The 20,257-nt window shown below is 49.5% G+C and carries 17 protein-coding genes; 8 read left to right on the top strand and 9 right to left on the bottom strand.

Going from position 1 to position 20,257, the window contains the following annotated elements; all coding sequences use genetic code 11:
• Window positions 1–59: 59 nt before the first annotated feature.
• The 6 genes from HMPREF9442_RS02970 to nqrF are packed head-to-tail and all read left to right on the top strand — an operon-like array spanning window position 60 to window position 6,078.
• Window positions 60–1,409 (top strand): Na(+)-translocating NADH-quinone reductase subunit A, encoded by a 1,350-nt coding sequence (locus HMPREF9442_RS02970; RefSeq protein WP_008625190.1) that lies wholly within the window; start codon window positions 60–62, stop codon window positions 1,407–1,409.
• Between the two features lie 33 nt (window positions 1,410–1,442).
• Window positions 1,443–2,609, top strand: a complete 1,167-nt coding sequence (locus HMPREF9442_RS02965) for an NADH:ubiquinone reductase (Na(+)-transporting) subunit B (RefSeq protein WP_008625188.1) — start codon at window positions 1,443–1,445, stop codon at window positions 2,607–2,609.
• Window positions 2,593–3,483, top strand: a complete 891-nt coding sequence (gene nqrC / locus HMPREF9442_RS02960) for an NADH:ubiquinone reductase (Na(+)-transporting) subunit C (protein ID WP_008625186.1) — start codon at window positions 2,593–2,595, stop codon at window positions 3,481–3,483. The genes HMPREF9442_RS02965 and nqrC overlap by 17 nt, the downstream gene beginning before the upstream one ends.
• 12 nt (window positions 3,484–3,495) lie before the next feature.
• Window positions 3,496–4,128, top strand: coding sequence for an NADH:ubiquinone reductase (Na(+)-transporting) subunit D (locus HMPREF9442_RS02955; RefSeq protein WP_008625185.1), 633 nt, complete (start codon window positions 3,496–3,498; stop codon window positions 4,126–4,128).
• Between the two features lie 36 nt (window positions 4,129–4,164).
• Window positions 4,165–4,791, top strand: coding sequence for an NADH:ubiquinone reductase (Na(+)-transporting) subunit E (nqrE, locus tag HMPREF9442_RS02950; RefSeq protein WP_008625183.1), 627 nt, complete (start codon window positions 4,165–4,167; stop codon window positions 4,789–4,791).
• Between the two features lie 18 nt (window positions 4,792–4,809).
• Complete coding sequence (nqrF, locus tag HMPREF9442_RS02945) at window positions 4,810–6,078, top strand: NADH:ubiquinone reductase (Na(+)-transporting) subunit F (protein ID WP_008625179.1); 1,269 nt, start codon at window positions 4,810–4,812, stop codon at window positions 6,076–6,078.
• A 745-nt stretch (window positions 6,079–6,823) separates the two neighbouring features.
• Here the strand turns inward: nqrF and HMPREF9442_RS02935 are convergent.
• The 3 genes from HMPREF9442_RS02935 to HMPREF9442_RS02925 are packed head-to-tail and all read right to left on the bottom strand — an operon-like array spanning window position 6,824 to window position 11,502.
• Complete coding sequence (locus tag HMPREF9442_RS02935; protein ID WP_008625176.1) at window positions 6,824–8,692, bottom strand: MBOAT family O-acyltransferase; 1,869 nt, start codon at window positions 8,690–8,692, stop codon at window positions 6,824–6,826.
• On the bottom strand, window positions 8,682–9,959 hold the full coding sequence (locus HMPREF9442_RS02930; protein ID WP_008625175.1) for a GDSL-type esterase/lipase family protein: 1,278 nt from the start codon (window positions 9,957–9,959) through the stop codon (window positions 8,682–8,684). Before HMPREF9442_RS02930 ends, HMPREF9442_RS02935 begins: the two co-directional genes overlap by 11 nt.
• A gap of 28 nt (window positions 9,960–9,987) precedes the next feature.
• Window positions 9,988–11,502: a GDSL-type esterase/lipase family protein gene (locus HMPREF9442_RS02925; RefSeq protein WP_008625174.1), complete on the bottom strand. Its 1,515-nt coding sequence runs from the start codon at window positions 11,500–11,502 to the stop codon at window positions 9,988–9,990.
• Between the two features lie 262 nt (window positions 11,503–11,764).
• Here HMPREF9442_RS02925 and HMPREF9442_RS02920 point away from each other — a divergent pair, with 262 nt between their 5' ends.
• Complete coding sequence (locus HMPREF9442_RS02920; protein WP_008625173.1) at window positions 11,765–12,001, top strand: winged helix-turn-helix domain-containing protein; 237 nt, start codon at window positions 11,765–11,767, stop codon at window positions 11,999–12,001.
• A gap of 132 nt (window positions 12,002–12,133) precedes the next feature.
• On the opposite strand, the gene HMPREF9442_RS02915 is transcribed toward HMPREF9442_RS02920, so the two are convergent.
• Genes HMPREF9442_RS02915 through dnaN form a run of 6 tightly spaced genes read right to left on the bottom strand, consistent with a single transcriptional unit; the run spans window position 12,134 to window position 19,550 of the window.
• Window positions 12,134–13,822 (bottom strand): serine protease, encoded by a 1,689-nt coding sequence (locus HMPREF9442_RS02915; protein ID WP_008625172.1) that lies wholly within the window; start codon window positions 13,820–13,822, stop codon window positions 12,134–12,136.
• Window positions 13,819–15,492 (bottom strand): DNA repair protein RecN, encoded by a 1,674-nt coding sequence (gene recN / locus HMPREF9442_RS02910; RefSeq protein ID WP_008625171.1) that lies wholly within the window; start codon window positions 15,490–15,492, stop codon window positions 13,819–13,821. The genes HMPREF9442_RS02915 and recN overlap by 4 nt, the downstream gene beginning before the upstream one ends.
• Window positions 15,493–15,496: 4 nt before the next feature.
• Window positions 15,497–16,384, bottom strand: a complete 888-nt coding sequence (gene porD, locus HMPREF9442_RS02905; RefSeq protein WP_040602536.1) for a type IX secretion system protein PorD — start codon at window positions 16,382–16,384, stop codon at window positions 15,497–15,499.
• Window positions 16,385–16,438: 54 nt separating this feature from the next.
• Window positions 16,439–17,638, bottom strand: coding sequence for a bifunctional phosphopantothenoylcysteine decarboxylase/phosphopantothenate--cysteine ligase CoaBC (coaBC, locus tag HMPREF9442_RS02900; protein WP_008625169.1), 1,200 nt, complete (start codon window positions 17,636–17,638; stop codon window positions 16,439–16,441).
• A 6-nt stretch (window positions 17,639–17,644) separates the two neighbouring features.
• The gene (locus HMPREF9442_RS02895) at window positions 17,645–18,415 is read right to left on the bottom strand and encodes a 3'-5' exonuclease (protein WP_008625168.1); all 771 of its coding nucleotides are present in this window, start codon (window positions 18,413–18,415) and stop codon (window positions 17,645–17,647) included.
• A 10-nt stretch (window positions 18,416–18,425) separates the two neighbouring features.
• Window positions 18,426–19,550, bottom strand: a complete 1,125-nt coding sequence (dnaN, locus tag HMPREF9442_RS02890; protein ID WP_008625167.1) for a DNA polymerase III subunit beta — start codon at window positions 19,548–19,550, stop codon at window positions 18,426–18,428.
• 133 nt (window positions 19,551–19,683) lie between these two features.
• Here dnaN and HMPREF9442_RS02885 point away from each other — a divergent pair, with 133 nt between their 5' ends.
• On the top strand, window positions 19,684–20,061 hold the full coding sequence (locus HMPREF9442_RS02885) for a DUF3127 domain-containing protein (protein WP_008625166.1): 378 nt from the start codon (window positions 19,684–19,686) through the stop codon (window positions 20,059–20,061).
• The last annotated feature ends 196 nt before the right edge of the window (window positions 20,062–20,257 follow it).

The following is a 20,257-nucleotide window of genomic DNA, read 5'->3' as shown; positions in this document are numbered from 1 at the left end:
TATTTTTAATGTAATTTTGCGACGTTTTAATTAAAACCAGTTTATTTAATCCTATAATAATGGCAAATGTAATTAAATTACGTAAGGGCCTTGACGTGAATCTCAAGGGCAAAGCTGCCAAGGAGGATTTTCAGGTGAAGAAACCGGCTGTCTATGCATTGATGCCGGATGACTTTACGGGAATGAAGCCCAAGGTAGTAGTCAAAGAGAACGACGTGGTGAAGGTCGGGGATGCTTTGTTTGTGGACAAGAACCATCCTGAAATCAAGTTTGTCTCTCCCGTGAGCGGACGGGTAACCATGGTGGAGCGCGGCGATCGTCGCAAAGTATTGAGCGTTCGCGTGGAAGCCGATGCAGAGTTGCAGTATGTGGATTTCGGCAAGAAGAGTGCGGGGCAGATGACGGCTCAGGAAGTGAAAGCTCTCCTTTTGGAATCGGGTCTGTTCGCTTTCTTTAAGCAACGTCCCTACGACGTGACGGCAAATCCGACGGATACTCCGAAGGCTATCTTTGTTTCCGCCTTCAATTCCATGCCGCTTGCAGCCGATTTTGAATATGTGTTGCGGGGGCGTGAGGCTGATTTCCAGGCAGGACTCGATGCTTTGGCCAAAATGGCGAAAACTTACTTGGGCGTAAGCTCGAAGCAGACGGCTACGGCGTTGACTGCAGCCAAGAACGTGGAAATAAACTTTTTCGACGGGCCGGCACCGGCGGGAAACGTAGGCGTGCAAATCAATCACATTTCTCCTATAAACAAAGGTGAAGTCGTTTGGACGCTCGGTGCGGAAGAGGTGATTTTCATCGGGCACTTGCTGAATACGGGACGTTTGGACTTTACCCGCGTAATTGCATTTGCCGGTTCGGAAGTGAAGAAGCCGGCCTATTGCAAAATGACGGTAGGACAGCAACTGGGCACTTTAATCGAAGGCAATGTGGCGACGGGCAAGAGCTTGCGTGTGATAAACGGCAATGTGATGACCGGTGTGAAAACTTCGGCAGACGGCTTCTTGGGTGCTCACGTGACGGAGGTGAACGTGATTCCGGAAGGAGACGACGTACACGAAATTTTCGGTTGGATTATGCCTCGACTGAACGACTATTCTTCCAGTCGCGCTTACATGAGTTGGTTGATGGGCAAGAAAGAGTATGCGCTTGATGCTCGTGTAAAAGGCGGCGAACGCCACATGATCATGTCGGGCGAATACGACCGCGTGTTCCCGATGGACATCTTCCCCGAACAGTTGGTAAAAGCCATTATCACCGGCGACATAGACCGCATGGAAGCTTTGGGCATCTATGAGGTGGCCCCGGAGGACTTTGCCTTGTGTGAGTTCGTGGATTCTTCCAAACTGGAGGTGCAACGCATCGTCCGTGAAGGGTTGGATATGCTTCGCAAGGAGATGGCTTAATTAATTTCATCACAGGTTTAAATGATTTAGATAATGAACGCGTTAAGAAAATATCTTGATAAGATAAAGCCGAACTTTGAAGAGGGCGGCAAGCTTCACGCATTTCGTTCTGTGTTTGACGGTTTCGAGACTTTTCTCTTCGTGCCGAATACCACGTCGAAGTCGGGAGTGAACGTACATGATGCGATAGACAGCAAGCGTATCATGATTTTTGTGGTTATAGCGTTGTTACCGGCTTTGTTGTTCGGTATGTACAACATTGGGTATCAGAACTATGCGGCCGCCGGAGTGGACGGGACATTCTGGGAAATGTTCGGTTTCGGCCTGTTGGCCGTGTTGCCTAAGATCATCGTGTCCTACGTGGTGGGTTTGGGTATCGAGTTCATCGTGGCCCAATGGAAGCATGAGGAGATTCAGGAAGGTTATTTGGTAACGGGTATCTTGGTTCCGATGATCGTACCGGTTGATTGTCCGTTGTGGATTATTGCGATAGCTTGTGCTTTTGCCGTCATTTTCGCCAAGGAAATTTTCGGAGGTACGGGTATGAACATTTTCAATGTGGCTTTGATTACCCGTGCATTCTTGTTCTTTGCCTATCCTACGGCAATGAGTGGCGATGCTTGTTGGGTGGCCAAGGAAAGCATTTGCGGTTTGGGAAACGACCTGCCTGATACGTTTACGATGGCCACTCCTTTAGGAGAAGCGGCAGTAGGGACTGTGCCCGCTTTTTCATGGGACCAGGTTTTCGGTTTCATTCCCGGTTCTATCGGTGAGACTAGCGTGATAGCTATTGCTATCGGTGCTGTGATTCTTCTGTGGACAGGTATTGCCAGTTGGAAGACGATGTTCAGCGTGTTTGCCGGAGGTGCGCTTCTGGCATGGGTCTTCAATGTATGGGGACCGGAAGGAAATGCCGGTGCAGCCATGCCTTGGTACCAGCATCTGGTATTGGGCGGCTTCTGTTTCGGTGCCGTGTTCATGGCTACCGACCCCGTGACTTCGGCACGCACTGAGACCGGTAAATACATTTACGGTTTCCTCATCGGTGCCATGGCTGTTATTATTCGTGTGTTGAATCCGGGTTATCCCGAAGGTATGATGCTTGCCATCTTGTTGATGAACTTGTTTGCTCCGCTGATCGACTATTATGTCATCCAGAGTAATATCGACAAGCGGGCTAAACGTGCAATTAAAAAATAATAAAGGAACTATGGCAACAAAGAAATTCAAATGTAAAGTGTGCGGTTACGTCCATGAGGGTGACGCTGCGCCTGAAAAATGCCCGGTGTGTCAGGCTCCCGCTTCTGAGTTCGAAGAAATCGTGGAGGCCGGAGAAACGGATAAACCAGCGAAGAAAGGGCTGAACACCGACGGTAATACTTATACCATTATATACTCATGTGTTGTGGTCGTTATCGTGGCTTTCTTGTTGGCTTTCGTTTCCAAGGCTTTGGAACCGCAGTCAATGGCTAACGTACGTATCGACAAGAAAAGTCAGATTCTGGCCGCTTTGAATCTTCGTGATGTGGAGAAAACCGAAGTGGAAAAAACATACGATGAAGTCGTAGTGGCCGATGAAATCATCGACAAGGACGGCAACGTGGTGAAAGACGGTACCTCCAAAGATGCAGACGGTTTTGCCGTAGAAGACAAAAACATCTCGGACAGCAACCTCCCGTTGTATGTATGTAAGGTGAACGGAGAAACCAAATATGTCATTCCCGTGACGGGTAAAGGTTTGTGGGATGCGATTTGGGGATATGTGGCTTTAAATGCCGACAAGAACACCATTTACGGCGTATATTTTACCCATAAGGGCGAAACGGCCGGTTTGGGTGCCATTATTACGGAATACGATAAGTTCCAGAAGCAGTTCGAGGGCAAGAAGCTGATGAATGACGACAAGTCCGCCGTAGCTATCAGCGTGGTGAAGAAAGGTAAAGTCGTGAACGGACTTTCTGATGACAGCCGTTGCGATGCCATCACCGGTGCTACCTTGACTTCGGACGGTGTGAACAACATGCTTCATGACTGTATTTCACGTTATATGACTTTTTTAAATACTAATGAATAAAGGAGGTAAGATATGAGTAAGTTATTTTCTAAAGAGAATGGAGAAGTATTCTCGTCTCCCCTTAACCTCAACAACCCGATTGCGGTTCAGGTGCTCGGTATCTGTTCCGCCTTGGCTGTCACTTCGCAAATGGAGCCGGCCATTGTCATGGGGCTTTCGGTAACAGTGATTACGGCTTTTTCCAATCTGATTATATCTTTGATACGTAAGACGATTCCCAACCGTATCCGCATTATCGTCCAGTTGGTCGTCGTGGCTGCATTGGTAACCATCGTAAGTATGGTGCTGAAGGCTTTTGCTTATGATGTGAGCGTACAGTTGTCCGTGTATGTCGGCCTGATTATCACTAACTGTATCCTGATGGGACGTTTGGAGGCTTTTGCCATGATGAACGGTCCGTGGGAAAGTTTCCTCGACGGTATCGGTAACGGTTTGGGCTATGCATACGTGTTGGTTTTGGTCGGTGCCGTCCGTGAGTTCTTCGGAAACGGTTCCCTGATGGGCTTTCAGATTATTCCACAGAGCTTCTACGACATGGGCTATATGAACAATGGTATGATGACCATGCCGGCCATGGCATTGATTCTTTTGGGATGTTTCATTTGGGCTCACCGGGCTTACAATGAAAGGAAAGAGAAAAAGTAATCGGAATCATAACCAGAAACAGAAAGAAAAAAGAATATGGAACATATGTTAAGTTTGTTTGTCCGTTCTATTTTTGTGGACAACATGATTTTCGCTTTCTTCTTGGGTATGTGTTCTTACTTGGCCGTATCTAAGAATGTAAAGACTGCATTGGGGTTGGGCGTTGCCGTGACCTTCGTGCTTTGTGTGACGGTGCCGGTGGACTATCTGTTGCAGACCAAAGTATTGGCTGAAGACGGCGTCCTCGGCATGGATTTGACTTATTTGGCGTTTATCCTTTTCATAGCCGTGATTGCCGGTATCGTGCAGTTGGTAGAGATGGTGGTGGAACGTTTTTCTCCTTCGCTTTATGCCGCGTTGGGTATATTCCTCCCTTTGATTGCCGTGAACTGCGCCATCATGGGTGCCTCACTGTTCATGCAGCAGAGAATCTCCATGGATCCGGCCACGAGCACGCAGGCTATCTCTAGCGTATGGGATTCTTTGGCATACGCTTTGGGTTCAGGTATCGGTTGGCTGTTGGCCATTGTGTCCTTGGCCGCCATCCGCGAGAAGATGGCTTATACTGACGTGCCCAAGCCCTTGCAGGGATTGGGTATCACCTTCATCACGGTGGGGCTGATGGCCATGGCCTTTATGTGTTTCTCAGGTTTAAGTATTTAAAAGGAAAGGAATAGAACAATGGATATGAATTTTATTTTAGCGAGCATTGGCGTATTCCTCGTTACAATACTCCTGTTGGTGATTATTTTGTTGGTGGCTAAGAAATATCTGTCTCCGAGCGGAAACGTGAACCTTACTATCAATGGCGACAAGACTATCTCCGTAGCGCAGGGAGGAAGCTTGCTTTCTACCTTAGCTTCCGAAGGGATTTACCTGTCTTCGGCTTGCGGTGGTAAAGGTTCTTGCGGGCAGTGCAAATGCCAGGTGGTAGAAGGGGGCGGTGAAATACTGGACTCTGAAAAGGGACAGTTTACCCGCAAGCAAATCAAAGACCATTGGCGCTTGGGTTGCCAGTGCAAGGTGAAAGGCGATTTGAAGATTAAGGTGCCCGAGTCTGTAATGGGTGTGAAGGAGTACGAATGTACGGTGATCAGCAACAAGAATGTGGCTACCTTCATTAAAGAGTTCAAGGTGCAGCTTCCGGCAGGAGCGCACATGGACTTTATCCCCGGTTCATACGCCCAAATCAAGATACCTGCATTTACGATGGATTACGATAAGGATATCGACAAGAGCCTCATCGGTGATGAGTACCTGCCGGCATGGCAGAAGTTCGGTCTCTTCCCGTTGAAGTGCGTCAATCCGGAACCGACCGTGCGTGCCTACTCTATGGCCAACTATCCGGCAGAAGGCGACGTGTTCATGTTGACTGTACGTATCGCCACACCTCCTTTCAAGGCTGACCGCAGCGGTTTCATGGATGTGAACCCGGGTATCGCTTCATCTTACATCTTCACGCTGAAACCGGGTGACAAGGTGATTATGAGTGGTCCTTACGGTGACTTCCATCCGCATTTCGACAGCAAGAAAGAAATGATTTGGGTCGGTGGTGGTGCCGGCATGGCTCCGTTGCGTGCGCAAATCATGCACATGACAAAGACGTTGCATACGACCGACCGCGAGATGCACTATTTCTATGGTGCGCGCGCATTGAACGAAGTGTTCTATCTGGAGGATTTCTTAGGATTGGAAAAGGATTTCCCGAATTTCCATTTCCATTTGGCTTTGGACCGTCCGGATCCTGCCGCAGACGCAGCAGGCGTGAAGTACACTCCGGGCTTTGTGCATAACGTGATGTATGAGACTTATCTGAAAGACCACGATGCGCCTGAGGATATCGAATATTACATGTGCGGTCCCGGCCCGATGTCGAAGGCTGTGGTCGGCATGCTCGACGGTCTCGGTGTAGATCCGGAATCTATCATGTACGATAACTTCGGCGGATAGTAAGGTAAAGGATATATTCTTTTTCATAGTGGTTTGCGGCAGATTCCATTGGCATACGATGGGTTTGCCGCAAATTTTTGTATCCAACCGGAAGGGGTTCCGATTGGATTTCTACGTAGATATTTTGTTTGCGAAATCCGGTATTCCGCTTTCAAAATGACAGGAAAACAGGATTTGATGAGGCAAGCAAATCTTCTTTTCCCCTCCGTTTAGGCGGCTCAAAGGGAAGTTTTGAATACATTTTTTTACAAATCAGGCTTGATTTTCATGTTTGTTCAGTAAAATGGGGCATCAATCTCAGTCAAACGAAAAATCGTTCGACTGAAAAAACACTTTTTTTGTCCGCATGTTATGTGAAAGGATTCCTCATGTCGGCCGAAAACAGACCTGAAAGCGTGGAAAAGAGATGCTGATATGGCCTCTTTTTTCTCTATTTTCTTACCTTTGCCTTACGGGATTCTACTGTCAACTCGTTATATAAATAGGGGAGTGGCTTGCTCCGCGTTGAAGCGCAAGCGCAAGCCGTGGCTTCCCGTTTGGCTTTTTGAAAGAACAGGCCCTAAATGGGTGACAAACCGTTTTTTCCCCATGTGGCGAGAATCGTATATTTCCGAATGGTTCCGTTTCGGGGTGCAAATGGAAGATTCTTGCCGGGATTAGATTGTCATTTTGACAGTATCGCATAGTGGTACGGCCACAACTGTGTACGGCATCGGACGGATGGGAGAAGCTGATGTCGCTCTTCTTAAAATTGGAAATAGATGAACGGTTGCATTTCTGCTGTGACGAATTGGTAGACGATGAAAACGGCCAACACGACGGCAACAGCCATCAACGGCAACGGCATGCGTGCAAACCAAATGCGATAACGGCGTTTCCAGTTGTCGGGCAACCAATGTATGACCATGCCTAAGGCGAAGAGGGCAAACACCTTGTCGTAGGCCAGGATGATGTCGCCCACATTGGCGTTCCATGCCGTCCCCATTTGGTTTACCATTTCCGTGGCGATGCGCCATGCCGTCTCGTTGGCAATGGCCGGGTCGAGATTGGAACCCGAACGGAAGAACAGGCGCGTGAAGGTGATGAATACGAAGGTGACACCCACGGCCCATGCGTGCCCCAACCATGCAAAGCGCCATCGCAAGCCGCTCAGTGAATACAACCATTTGATAATCGCACTGGCTGTGATGAACAGCATGAAGACGAGCAGCAGGTTCCATATAGGCGCAGGGGCAAAGACATATAAGGCTCCCGTTACGGACAAGATGAGCAACGACCAGAGCGTGCGGACTACCGGCCGGAAGTCCCTCCAGAACTTGTAGACAATCATGCCTACTCCGTTTAGTCCGCCCCAAATCATGAAGTTGCAGCTCGCGCCATGCCATAATCCGCCGAGCAGCATGGTGATCATCGAGTTCAGGTTGGCCCATATCTTTTTGCGGCGGTCCGGACAGCGCAGGCCCACAGTCACCACGATGGCTGCCAATACCAGTACGGCGGCAGCTACGTAAAGATTCCCCGAGAGGACAAGGGCTACGAACGTGATGGTCAGAATCCAGAAATACGTGCCGAAGGTGGCGTTGCGGTTTCCGCCTAAGGGAATGTACAGGTAGTTCTGCAACCAACGCGACAACGAGATGTGCCAACGTTTCCAGAAATTGCTGCAATTCGGTGCCTTATACGGTGAGTTGAAATTACGTGGCAGATAGAATCCCATGAGCAGCGAGAGGCCGATGGCAATGTCCGTATAGCCCGAAAAATCGGCATACACTTGCAGGCTGTAGGCAAAGAGGGCCATGAGATTCTCGAAACCGGAGAAAAGCATGGGGTTGTCGAACACACGGTCGATGAAGTTCACCGCGAGGTAGTCGCTCAGGATGATTTTCTTGAGCAGGCCGTTGAGTATCCAGAACACGGCCATGCCGAATTGCAGGCGGCTCAGGCAGTACTTGCGGTAGAGCTGCGGGATGAAGTCGCTGGCTTTCACGATAGGGCCGGCCACTAATTGGGGGAAGAACGCGACGTAAAAACCGAAATCGAACAGGTTGCGTACCGGTTTTACCAACCCACGGTACACGTCGGCCGTATAGCTGATGATTTGGAAAGTGTAGAAGGAGATTCCCACAGGCAGGATGATGCGGTCTACGCTGAAGAACGGTTGGCCAAGCAACCGGTTGCCCTCGGCAGCCAACAGGTTGGTCACTTGGAAGGAGGTGCCGCATACGGTGTTCACCAAGTCCGCGAAGAAGTAAGCATACTTGAAGTAGCACAAGATGGACAGGTCGATGGCGACACTCAGGATGAGAAAGGCCCGCTTTTGCCAACGCCTCTGCACGCGGTATATGAGTTGGGCGATGATGAAGTCGCTGCACGTCACGAACAGGAGCAGGCCGAAAAACAGCCCGCTCGTTTTGTAGTAGAACAAAACGCTGACGAAGAACAGGTAAGTGTTACGCAGCAGCCGCTTGTTGCGGAAAAGCGCAAAAACGGCGAAGACAATGGCAAAAAAGGCCCAAAATTGGAATTGCGTGAACAACAGCGGACTGTTCGGGTCGAACGAGAACACACTTTCTATGTAATGCCACAGCACGAGCAGGTTTTCTTTAATTTCCATCAGCTTGTAAATAGTCGGTTATGATTGCATTGTAGAGCATATCGCCTATGAGGTGGTATCCTTCGGCGGTGAAGTGTATACGGTCGGGGCGCATCAACCTCTTGCCGCGCCACAAGGCGGAAGAGCGCGAACCGCCCATGATATGGTATTGGTCCCATACGGCACCGCCAGTCTCGGCTGCCAGTTCTTTGAATGCCTTGGCCACGCGTGCCGTGTTGGGATTGGTGCGCTTGCCGTGCCTTCTTCCGAGGTTGAGCAGGCAGTCGTTGTTGGTCACGAAAAGCAAGGCGCAATGCGGATTTGCAGATTTGAACAGGGCGATAAGTTCGCGATAACGCGCTTTGAACTGTTCCGGATCGAATTTTTGTGGAGGGACATTGGCGTCGTTGATACCGATGCCGAAAACAGCAAGGTCCGGCCGGATAAGTTTCAGGTCTCCGGGCAGGTGGTGGCAACGCAGCCAGGCCGGTACGTCTGCACCGTTAATGCCCACGGCATGATAAGTCATTCCGTCCCGGTCGTTTTCCGGCAAGATGCCCGTCAGCGTGAAACGTCCTCCCTCTCCGGTGTGGATGCGTATGTGTGCCGTGTCACAGGCTTCGGGGTAGTGTATCAGGTAGCTGTGCGTGGCAGCGTCATGCTGTGGGAGCAAGGTGTCTCCGCGATGTATGGCGTAGGGATATGCCGTTGTGTCGTTGGCATAGCCCAGTATGCGCAGTCGTGTGAAATGCCAGACGGACGTACCGCTCGGATTGAGCCGGAGCGTCAGGCTGGCGGAAGGGGCACCAGTGCTGACTGCGGCTCCGGTCAGTCCGAGGGTATCTGTACCGTTGGGTTTGGTGCACCGGCAACTTTCCCATGTTCCGGTGAAACCGATACGGTAGTTTTGGGGGGCGTTCGTTCGCAGGATACGGAAAGGGAATATCACGCCTCGGGCGGTCATTACCGAATCGCCTAAGGTGGAAAAATTCATCCGCAACCGGTGGCTCAGGTATCCGGCCTGCACGTGGCTGCCCCCGATGTGGAGGATGTTTATTTTGCCTTTTCCGGTGGACAGCAAGCTATCCATTTTGTGATAGAGTGTGTCGAAGTCGGCTCGTCCGGATGGGAATTGCAACGTGTTGTCTTCGTATCGGATGAACGGGTAATCGGGAAGAGGGCGTAATGCGGCTTCCCGGCGTACGGAGTCCTTCCTCTCATGGGCGCGGCAGCCTGCCAACAGGGCAAAGACTGCTAAAAGTCCGGATAATATCCTGTATTTCTTCATGTCTTTCGGAGGAATATTGAAGATAAAATTAAGGGTTCAGTGAATCGTGGGGAACCGTGTCGGTGCCGGTTGCCTGCGGGGACGGGGCCAGTGTGGTATCTACCACCAGTTCCGTACTGTCTGCACTGAGTTTCAGTTTGTCTTTTCCTGTGCGGAAACGATAAAACTTATGGTAAAATTCGAGCGTTTCATAGAGGATGTTGCCTACATGGCGTGCACCTTTGGGAGTGAAATGCACGTAGTCCGGTCCGGCCAGATAGGCATCCACCCACTTCATCATGGAGCCGCGTCCGCCCATGGCGGCATAAAGGTCCCAATATGCTATGCCGCAGCTGTCTGCCATGGCTTTCATGGCTTCCACCAAACGGGGCAGCACGGGGTAAGTCTGCATTTCGCCGTCAATCGAAGTGGACATGTCCGACGGGCCGATGAAGAGGAAACAAGCGTCGGGTGCCAGTTTCCGGAGGTATTCGATTTGTCGTTTCAGCCCGGACATGTAGCCTGCGATGCCCTCTTTTCCTTTCAGGTAAGGGACGGAGTTTCCACCATATTGCAGGATGATGAGCCGGACGTTTTCGCGTCCGAAGAACGGGGAGAGCGTAGATGAATGGATGCCAGTGAATATCGTACCGGAACAGCCGCGCATGGGGATGTTGTCGAGCGAAACGCCAGTTTGCCCGTCGAGCATCACTCCGTACACGTCCGCTTGTCCGTCGACCGTGAGGCTGACCGTAGTGCGGGGAGTGTTGAAATTACGTGAGTAGCAGTAAAATTGGTCGTTGAGCCGTGTCTCGTTCAGGGTGAGGGTATCGGTTCCGGCCACTACCGCCGCTTCTACCGGCGCACTGGTCAGGAGTGTGATTTGGCTGAAACGGGAAGCGTGCGGAAAATGCTGGCGGTCGCGCGTGGAAAACCGGAATGTGGCCGGCCTGTCAAGTGTGGCCGTTTGTCCCATGACACCGTATGCCTTGCTTTCGAGCCGCATATCCTTGGGCCCATAGACGATGTGTCGGGATAGCCCTTCCGGCGATACGGATTGTGACAACGTGTAGGTCGGGACGGTTTGTACGGCCGGTGCCAATCCCACGCCGCTTCCACCAAACCGTTCTTGGAACGCTTCGCGCAAGACGGATGAGATGCGGTCGCCTTCCAACTGCGAATCACCGTAGTGCATGATGCGGACGGGGCGTTCGCGTGCAGCTTCGAGTGCGTCGAAAAACGGGTCCAAATAATCGATATTGTCTCCCGGCATATAAATACGTGCGGCATTCGTCTCGCAATAGGTCATGAACTCGCTTTCTTTTTCCGCTTTGAGTGCGTCCATGCGCATTTGCAGCAGTTCTTCTGTGCTGAGTGTATCGGTTGCTACAGTGTCGGTCGGGAGTGTTTCCTTTTCCTCTTCCGTTTGAAGGACTTCTGCCAGGGAGGGAAACTGCATCCGCACACTGCCTACGGCAATGCCATCCTCCGGGAAAAAGTACGCAACGAGTGCCAACAATCCTAAGATAGAAAAGATAAAACAAATAATAATCCTGATTTTCATCCTGTTTGCGGTGTTTGTGAAAAACCTTGCAAAGTTACGGAATATCGTTGGAATAACCGAATAAAATCGTCAGATTGAGACAGGGGCATGGTTGTTTTCTATATTTTGGGCTTAGCTGATTTTAAAAGCATGATGTAGGGTGCCTTTTCTGAATATTTTAGCATAACATGTTAATGTAGGTTAATAAATGGGGGGGGTAAATAATTTGTCAACGATTTGTTATATTTGTATGTAAGTTTAAATCGTCAAATAAATTAAGAGTATGGATAAACATATTATTGGAGAAAACGCCCTCAAGGTATTGCATTTGCTAAACAGTAACGAGCAACGCAGGTGGGAATATTCCGAGATAAAGCAAATGATGGGATTCGATGATGCGGAATTGGGCAGTGTCATTGGTTGGTTGGCGTGCGAAGATAAAATACAGTTTGAATTGGAACACCATGATAGTAAAGATGAGATAGCTTATTTGTATCTCACACCGAATGTATATTTTTGACTATTTGGAAAACTTTCCGGATGTTTTTAACCGTTTTCGGATTAAGTATGGTGTGAACTATACTTAAAAAGTATAAGGCCATGCTTCGTCAAAAACATGGCCTTATATGGGTAGGAGGAAAGAAGGATAAGTTTATGGTTGGGTTTCTTCGGCTAAAATGGCTTGTGCGGATTCGTCGCCCAATTCGATTGCTTTTTTCAAATTGGACAGGCCTTTTTCACGTTGGTTTAATCTGAGTTGGCAAATTCCCGCTAAACGATAGGCGTCTCCGAACTTGGGATTTAGTTCTGCACTCTTTTGAGCCGACTTGAGTGCTTCCTCGAATTCCCCGAGCCTGTAGTAGACAACTGCGCGTTCTGCATGGTAGAGCGGTTCCTTGGGTTCCATGCGGATGGCCCGGTCGATGTCATCTACTGCTTGTTGGAACATGCGGCACTGCATTTCCGCCTGTTCGCGTCTATAATAGAAATAAGCTGTCAGCTCATTACTCATTAAGTGCTCATATTCATTCAGGTCGGCAATGGCTTCACGGTAACGTCCCAATTCAAGCAAGGTATTAGAGCGTTCCAATAGGGACGGAGCGGCATCTTTGGGATAAGGCTTCTTGAAGCAAGCCACAGCACTGTCTTGAAGGGCCAGTATTTGCAGCGTGTCTGTTTTTGCCATTCTTTTGCACTGTGCGGCATAGAGAAAGATTTGGGCCGAACGCATGTTTGTTTCCCGTAAGGAAAGGTATTTTTCGCAGGCTTTCTCATATTCTTTCAAAGCGTAGAGTGTGTTACCTTCCTGAAGGATATAAAGGGGTAAAGGATTGGCCTTATAAGCTTCTTCTGCAAGAGTGAGCGAATGGTTTAAATTCCAGTCCTTATAAACCTGATAGCCTGGTTTCAGGTTCAATTCGTAAAGCAGTTTGCTGAACGCATAGTAGGTTTCATCCTTTTTTTCCGTTACTTCAAGGGCACTTTTCATGTCTTCTTCGGCGGCTGCATAGTTGCCGTGTGCCATGTAGAAATCAGCCCGTTGCGTGTAAGCCTCGCTGCTTTTAGGAAATTGCAGTATATAATCGTTCAGGTATTGGCTATAGGTGGCAGAGTCCGAACGGGAGGCCGTCATGAACAGGAACGTGCGTATGTCCGCCTCATCGGCCGGTAATGCCTTACGGATGCGGATGGCATTTAAGTCGTTGTCGGCCGAAGACATGCCATCGGTGCAAAGAGTGTTACCGTATGCGACACTGACAGCGTAGGAAGTTGTGGCAGAGGCGTCGGCTTTCCTTTGTATCATTCCCAAAACTTCGCCTTCTTCATCCATGACCGGACTGTTCAAGTACTTTTCGTCCAATGGCCGGCCTAAGGTGTAATAACCGTATTTCTCGTTGAATTTCTGAATGTCGTGCAAAGTGTCGTTCACACACATTTTGTTTTCTTTTGTCGGGTAGGGAAGGACGTAGACGTGTTCATGTTTCACGCCCATACGGTCTGAAATGGTCAGTGCCGGAGTATCCTTGTCGGTTTTTACCCGGAATTTCACCAAATCGTATAATGAGCTAGCCCCGATGATGGCTTCCACCTCGTATTCCTTTCCTTCTCCACTGACGACTTTGGCCTTACTGGCTTGTTTGAACAGTTGGTAATCGGCTAAGGCAGTTCCATCCTTGCCGATGAAAAAGCCGCTGCCGGATTGCAGCATGTCTCCTTTTTCATTCATGGTCACGATGCTGATTTGTGCTTTTGCCGCCTTTTTGAACCATTTGGGATTTTGGGCAACCAGATGGCTACCCAAGGTAGACAGGCAGGTCAATATAAATATGATCTTTTTCATTTTCTATAGGATTGGTTAAGCAATTCTTTAGCGTTATTGATGGCCGCATCGGTCAGTGTGGTACCGCTCAACATGTGGGCGATTTCTTCCACGCGTCCTTTTTCGTCCAGTTGGACGATATGGCTGCTGGTACCTTCCGCGTGGTCTTCCTTGTAAACTTTGTAATGCGTGCTGCCGAGAGCCGCGATTTGGGGCAGATGGGTGATGCTGATGACTTGCCGGTTGAGTGCCCCCATTTCCTGCATGATATGTGCCATCTTCTCGGCGATGCTGCCGGAGACGCCGGTATCTATTTCGTCGAAAATGATGGTAGGCAGTTTGACCGCCCCGGAAATCATGGCTTTCAGCGAAAGCATGACGCGTGCGATTTCACCCCCCGATGCCACTTGGGAGATAGGTTGCAACTGGCCGTTTTTGTTGGCACTGAAAAGGAAGTTTATTTTGTCGGTTCCTGTCTCGTCCGGTACTTCTTTGGAAGTGAGTTCCACTTTGAATTGGACGTTCGGGATGCCCAACGGGATGAGTTTTTCTTTCATCTGCCTTTCCACGACCAAAGCTGCCTTTTGCCGTAGCGAGGTCAGTCTGCCTGCTTGTTTCTTCATCGCCTCAAGGGCTTGGTCGCATTGTTGTTGCAAGGCCTGTATATGTTCGTCGCTATGTGTAATGGCGTTGAGCTTTTCGCGGTATTCCTCCTCTATTCGCAGAAGGTCGTCCAACGTGTCCACACGATGTTTCTGTTGCAAGTCATAGATGGTGTTGAGCCGTTCGTTGACGTATTCCAGACGTTCCGGATTGAACTCGACCTGTTCCGTGCGTCCGGCAATCTCGCCGGCAAGGTCTTTCAGTTCGATGTAACAGGACTCCATGCGTGATGCCAATTCATTGCCATCGGGATAAACTTTTCCTATATTATCCAAAAGATGGGTCGTTTCCTTCAAAACGTTGACGATACCGTTTTGTTCATTGTCCAAAAGGTTTTCCGCTTGATATAAGGCTTGTTTGATTTCTTCAGCATGTGCCAACGTTTCGGCCTCTTGTTCCAGTTCCTCTTGTTCTCCGGTTTTCAATGCGGCGTTCTCTAATTGTTCCAGTTGGAATGTGATATAGTCTTTTTCCGTACGGGCTTGTTCTGCGGCTTGCCGAGCCTGCTGCAACGACTTTTCCGTCTGCTTGTAAGCCGTGTACAGTCTTTTGTATTGTTGCAGTTCATCTTTGTCTCCGGCCAGGATGTCGATGACATTCAGTTGGAAGTTCTCTTTGTTCAGCAACAAGTTTTGATGTTGGGAATGCACGTCGATGAGCATTTCTCCCAATTCCTTGAGTTGGCTCACGGGAGCGGGTGTATCGTTGATGAACGCCCGGCTCTTGCCGGATGCCGTGATTTCACGGCGGACGATACATTCTTTTCCGTCGAACTCCAAATCATTGCGTTCGAAGAACCCCTGCATGCCGTAGGCACTCAGGTCGAAAACGGCTTCGATGATACATTTCGACATGCCGTTTTTAATGGATTTACTGTCTGCGCGCTGACCGAGCAGCAGGCCGATGGCACCGAGGATAATGGACTTTCCGGCACCGGTTTCCCCGGTAATGACGGAAAATCCCGGCTCGAACCGGATGTCTAATGTGTCTATTAATGCGTAATTCTGAATGAATAAAGATTTCAGCATATCCTTATTTTCTGAGTTTTTCCCAATAATTGCTTTGTGAAGCGTTGATGGCGAACACGATATTATATACTTTCTCACGTTCTTCCGCAGTGCCCTTTCCGCTGTAGATGCTGACCAACTCATCCCGTTTGATGTCGGTGAATATGACGGGGAGCGCGCTCATGCTTTTTTGGTCGCGGGCTTGTTTGAGCATTTCCATGGATTCCGTGATGGCCATGCGTGCCGTATCGGTATTTTCCGTCATGCGGTCCAACCCCAGGCGGTGGTATTTGTATTCCAGTTGCCGGAGCGGTTCCATGGCTCCGTCCAGATAGTCATTGATAATGGCAAAGCGGTTGCGGTCGTTTTCAAAAGCTTTCCATCCGGCATAGCCCAAGTTTTGCGAATTGTTGGCTACGTCCATGGCCATTTGCAGGATGTCGGAACCGCCGAGCGGAGCCATCGTATCCATGTCCAATCCGATGATGAGGTAGGCGTAGTAGGCGATGACAGCCGTAAGGTTGTTGTCCACTTGTTCCGGCCGGAATTCCAATTGGTCGAACTGTTGAAAAGTAAAGTTGAAATTCTCATCCTGAAAATTAAACACCGTCGTCGAATAGTTGGAGTCGTACACCGGACGTGTACTCTGCACCTGTATCGAACCCGTGAATGAATTGTCTGTTTCACTGTAAGTTTTCAGCGTGATGCTGAAAGTGCAGTTGATACGTTCTTTTTCTTCGTATGTCATCCCGGTCCATTGCCTTTCGTTGATGAAAGCCGTCAGGGAGTTCTGCAACGCCTCGAATACGGCTTCCGTCGTGTTGGAGATTTGGGAACGGTTGATGGTCACTTTGGCATTGAGTTCCTGTGCCGCAGTAGGGGCTGCAATGTGGAAACATGCCGTCAGGGCCATGATTTTAAGACTGGAGGCTATGTGTCTGCGTACGTCATGCATATTCATCCGAAGTTAGAAAGAGGACACGAGCCGGTCGACAATGTCGGCCGCCACTTCTTTTTTGCTTTTCAGAGGATAGACCACGGAATCAGTCCGGCTGATGATGGTTATTTTATTCGTGTCATGACGGAAGCCCGCTCCTGGGTCATTCAACGAATTGAGCACGATGAAGTCAAGGTTCTTCCGTTCCAGTTTTTCGTGCGCGTGTGCCGTCTCGTCATGGGTTTCGAGGGCAAAGCCTATGAGTCTCTGCTCTTTACGTTTCATCTGGCCGAGCGCTTGGGCTATGTCGCGTGTCGGCTTCAGATGCAGGACGAGGTCTTCTGACTCACGTTTGATTTTGCGGTCGGAAGTTTGTGCAGGCGTGAAGTCGGCCACGGCTGCACATAAGATAGCTGCATCCGATTCCGGGAAGTGCGCCGTGGCTTCGCGGAACATGTCTTCGGCCGACTCTACGTCGATTCGCCGGATGCCCGCCTGCGTGGTGCCGAGGGGTGTCGGGCCGCAAACCAACGTGACTTCTGCGCCGCGTCGGGCACAAGCCTCGGCTAAGGCGATTCCCATCTTGCCCGATGAATAGTTGCCGATAAACCTTACGGGGTCTATTTTTTCATACGTGGGGCCTGCTGTAATCAGGATTCTTTTCCCCTGCAAGTCTTGTCTGTCAGAAAAGTAGCCTTCCAGGACCTTGATAATATTTTCAGGTTCCTCCATGCGTCCTTTGCCTTCCAAGTGGCTGGCCAATTCCCCGCAGGCAGGCTCAATGATGTGGTTGCCGTAACTACGGAGGCGTTCGAGGCTCTGCTGCGTGGAAGGATGGGCGAACATGTCCAAATCCATTGCCGGAGCCACGAAAACGGGAGCTTTCATGGACAAGTAGGTCGTGATGAGCATATTGTCGGCTATGCCGTGAGCCATCTTGCCGATAGACGAGGCCGTAGCCGGTGCAATCACCATGGCATCGGCCCAAAGCCCGAGTGCTACATGGCTGTGCCAACTCCCGTCGCGTCCGGAAAAGAATTCGCTGACCACGGGTTTGCTAGTCAGTGCGGAGAGGGTGACGGGCGTGATGAATTCCTTGCCTGCCGGAGTGATAACCACTTGTACTTCGGCTCCTCTTTTAATCAATCCCCGGATGAGGTAGCAGGCTTTGTAGGCCGCGATGCTTCCCGTGATTCCCAATACGATTTTCTTACCTCTTAATGTTTCCATGCCGGTTTATGCCTTGTTCATGTCCAGACGAATCTGGGTTAAGATCTGCTTGGTGTTACGTGCGAAGTCACCTTGCAGAATCCAACTGTAATATCCGGGATCCGTACGTAATACGTCGGCGACTTTTTTTCCTTTGTATTTGCCGAAGTTGAACACGATATCATGATTCTCGTCATAAACCATTCGTCCGGCAAAATCCACATTATCCGTCATCTTGGAAAAGTCGGACAGGAATGCCACGTCATTTTTCAAGTCTTCAGGATAATGGTCCAGTTGTGCCATCAGGACTTCGTATGTTGCTCGTGTGTCGGCCAACGCAGAATGGGCGTTTTCCAAATCCTTTCCGCAATAGAATTTGTATGCGGCGCTCAACGTCCGGCGTTCGAGCTTATGGTAAATGTTTTGTACGTCGATGAACTTACGCTTGCGGATGTCTATGTCTATGCCCGCCCGAAGAAATTCTTCGACCAACATCGGTACGTCGAAACGGTTGGAATTGAACCCGGCGAAATCGCAACCTTTGATGGTGTTGGCCAAGTCTTTGGCTACCTGTTTGAAGGTGGGGCAATCTGCCACGTCTTCATCATAGATACCGTGTATGGCCGAAGAACTTTCCGGAATGTGCATCTCCGGATTAATTCGCATGCTTTTGGATTCTTCATTGCCATTAGGGTATACTTTGATGTAGCACAATTCTACGATACGGTCGTTTGTGATATTGATGCCCGTCGTTTCCAAGTCGAAGAAAACGACGGGGTTGTTCAGATTTAATTTCATTTTTATTCTTTTAGTCGTTCAGCATCATAGGCATCAGCAGCATCAACAGATCTTCATTTTCTTCCTGTTCAGCCGGCACGATGACTCCCGCCCGGCTCGGGTCGGCCAGTTCGATGATGACGTTTTCTCCCCCCATATTGTTCAGTATGTCGATGAGGAACGTGCCCTTGAAACCGATATTCATCGGAGAATCTCCGTATTCGCAGGGCACGCGTTCCTCGGCTGAGGTGGAGTAGTCGATGTCTTGTCCGGAAACTACCAACTGGTTACTTTCCAAATGCAACTTGATCAAAGCACTGCTCTGGTTGGAGAATATCAATACGCGTTTCAGTGCGCTCAACAGAGTAAGGCGGTCCACTGTGACCCGATAGGGGTTGTTTTGCGGAATGACGGAGTTATAGTTCGGATAACGTCCTTCGATAAGGCGGCAGATGATCCGGGAAGATTCCATGGTAATGTAAGCATTACGCTCATTGAACCTTAACGTGACATCGTCCGACTCTTTCGGGAGGAGGTTCTTCAGAATCGTAGCCGGTTTCTTGGGAAGGATGAAGGCGGCGGGTTGGTCGCCTTTGATGGTGTAGTTTCTGTTGCGCACCAATTTGTGACCGTCGGTAGAGACAAATGTCAGGTTGTCTGCCTGGATGTCGAAATATACCCCGTTCATCACCGGGCGCAATTCGTCATCGGCTGTGGCAAACAGGCAACGGTTTATGCCGTTGAGCATCGTTTCGGCCGGTATGACGAGGCCCTTCATATCTTCCTGCGGGAGATTCATTTCCGGATATTCGTCGGCACTTTGTCCCACGATATTGAAACGTCCGTTCTGGTAGTTGGCCGTGATTTCCATGTTGTCTGGGTTGATGTCGAAAGAAAGGGGTTGTTCCGCAATTTCTTTCATGGAGTCCTGGATGGTTTTGGCGTTGATGCAGAAACGGGTATTGGCATCGCTTTCCACGAGTTCCAAACTGGTAATCAGCGTCGTTTCGCTGTCTGATGCCGTAATGGTGAGTATATTATCTTGGATTTCAAATAAGAAGCAATCCAAGATGGGGAGCGTATTCTTTGAATTTATGACACGTCCAATAGTCTGCAAACGGTTGAAAAGGGCAGAACTTGATACGATAAATTTCATGATGTGGTATTTTTAGAATTATATTCAGCAAATTTACGGATTTAAGTAGAACGGAACAAAAAAAATAAATTAAAATTCGAGAAAGTAGAAAATAAGTTGTAATTTCGCATCACTAAACAGTTAATGTAGAAATATGGAAATTACAGGAAAAATTATTGCCGTGTTGCCTGAGCGGGGCGGTGTTTCCCAACGTACCGGTTCGGAGTGGAAAGTGCAGGAGTATGTGTTGGAAACCCAAGAACAATATCCCAGAAAGATGTGTTTTGACGTTTTCGGAGCAGACAAGATAGCGCAGTTTGCCATTAAGATTGGCGACCAGCTTACCGTATCGTTTGATATTGATGCGCGAGAGTATCAAGGGCGTTGGTACAACAGTATCCGTGCATGGAAGGTAGAGCGTGCGGCAACTGCGGCAGACGCTCCCGTTGGACAGGTTCCTTTTCCGCCGGTTCCGGATGCGGCACCTGTCGATTTCTCGGCAGGAGATTCCAAGGATGACCTGCCTTTCTGATAGGAGCGTCGGAATGCATATGGTGAATCCCGGTAGCGAGTGGCTATCGGGATTTTTTGTGCGTTAGTTGTGTCGGATCGGAGATATGGATTCTGCCGTATGTCTTGGATGGGGTGGGATGCATGTAGAAACGAAGACGGCTTCCGGATTCATTGGCCGGAAGCCGTCTTCGCTTGATTTATAAAAAGAGGTAGTT

This window comes from Paraprevotella xylaniphila YIT 11841, assembly GCF_000205165.1.
GTDB lineage: Bacteria > Bacteroidota > Bacteroidia > Bacteroidales > Bacteroidaceae > Paraprevotella > Paraprevotella xylaniphila.
The sequence above is the reverse complement of the archived record's forward strand: the minus strand, read 5'-3'. Positions and strand labels throughout refer to the sequence as shown.

Coding starts and splice junctions, on each gene's coding strand:
- coaBC (WP_008625169.1), bottom strand. CDS start 17,638: ATGGAAACATTAAGAGGTAAGAAAATCGTATTGGGAATCACGGGAAGC.
- HMPREF9442_RS02955 (WP_008625185.1), top strand. CDS start 3,496: ATGAGTAAGTTATTTTCTAAAGAGAATGGAGAAGTATTCTCGTCTCCC.
- porD (WP_040602536.1), bottom strand. CDS start 16,384: ATGGCCCTGACGGCATGTTTCCACATTGCAGCCCCTACTGCGGCACAG.
- HMPREF9442_RS02970 (WP_008625190.1), top strand. CDS start 60: ATGGCAAATGTAATTAAATTACGTAAGGGCCTTGACGTGAATCTCAAG.
- nqrF (WP_008625179.1), top strand. CDS start 4,810: ATGGATATGAATTTTATTTTAGCGAGCATTGGCGTATTCCTCGTTACA.
- HMPREF9442_RS02930 (WP_008625175.1), bottom strand. CDS start 9,959: ATGAAGAAATACAGGATATTATCCGGACTTTTAGCAGTCTTTGCCCTG.
- HMPREF9442_RS02925 (WP_008625174.1), bottom strand. CDS start 11,502: ATGAAAATCAGGATTATTATTTGTTTTATCTTTTCTATCTTAGGATTG.
- HMPREF9442_RS02885 (WP_008625166.1), top strand. CDS start 19,684: ATGGAAATTACAGGAAAAATTATTGCCGTGTTGCCTGAGCGGGGCGGT.
- recN (WP_008625171.1), bottom strand. CDS start 15,492: ATGCTGAAATCTTTATTCATTCAGAATTACGCATTAATAGACACATTA.
- HMPREF9442_RS02935 (WP_008625176.1), bottom strand. CDS start 8,692: ATGGAAATTAAAGAAAACCTGCTCGTGCTGTGGCATTACATAGAAAGT.
- HMPREF9442_RS02920 (WP_008625173.1), top strand. CDS start 11,765: ATGGATAAACATATTATTGGAGAAAACGCCCTCAAGGTATTGCATTTG.
- nqrE (WP_008625183.1), top strand. CDS start 4,165: ATGGAACATATGTTAAGTTTGTTTGTCCGTTCTATTTTTGTGGACAAC.
- dnaN (WP_008625167.1), bottom strand. CDS start 19,550: ATGAAATTTATCGTATCAAGTTCTGCCCTTTTCAACCGTTTGCAGACT.
- HMPREF9442_RS02895 (WP_008625168.1), bottom strand. CDS start 18,415: ATGAAATTAAATCTGAACAACCCCGTCGTTTTCTTCGACTTGGAAACG.
- HMPREF9442_RS02965 (WP_008625188.1), top strand. CDS start 1,443: ATGAACGCGTTAAGAAAATATCTTGATAAGATAAAGCCGAACTTTGAA.
- HMPREF9442_RS02915 (WP_008625172.1), bottom strand. CDS start 13,822: ATGAAAAAGATCATATTTATATTGACCTGCCTGTCTACCTTGGGTAGC.